This window comes from Vibrio sp. 10N.222.55.C7, from assembly GCF_041473335.1.
Classification (GTDB): Bacteria; Pseudomonadota; Gammaproteobacteria; order Enterobacterales; family Vibrionaceae; genus Vibrio; species Vibrio crassostreae_C.
In genome coordinates this window covers 1-316 of the sequence record NZ_JBFRSC010000091.1, presented here as the reverse complement: position 1 = coordinate 316, position 316 = coordinate 1, and the positions used below count along the sequence as shown (strand labels likewise).

Below are 316 nucleotides of genomic sequence, written 5' to 3'. Positions count from 1 at the left end.
ATTCTTCGTGTTTGAACGGAAAGTTCAACAGGAACACCGAGCAACATGGCCTCTTTTACATGACGCCATTGATACTCATGAATAGCCTCGGCCTCGAGACCACAAAGGCACTTAGCCTCAGAGTTAGGTTTAAGAGTCAGGGTAATAAGTGATGCTGTCTGGTGAGACTTTACTATTTGAAAGCCTTCCCAGAATGAAGATAGGAAAGTATGATTCGGCATGAAAACGGTAGTTTGTGTATGATTTTTGTTTGGCGACTAAACCATATCACTTACTACCGTTTTTGTTTTTAGTTCCCGCTAATCCGCGATGAACC

1 pseudogene is annotated in these 316 nt (G+C 42.4%); it reads right to left on the bottom strand.

Features of this window, described 5'->3' with window-relative positions:
• Positions 1-221 (bottom strand): annotated as a pseudogene (locus AB4482_RS22640) (ISL3 family transposase); the annotation flags it as partial.
• Positions 222-316: the final 95 nt, after the last annotated feature.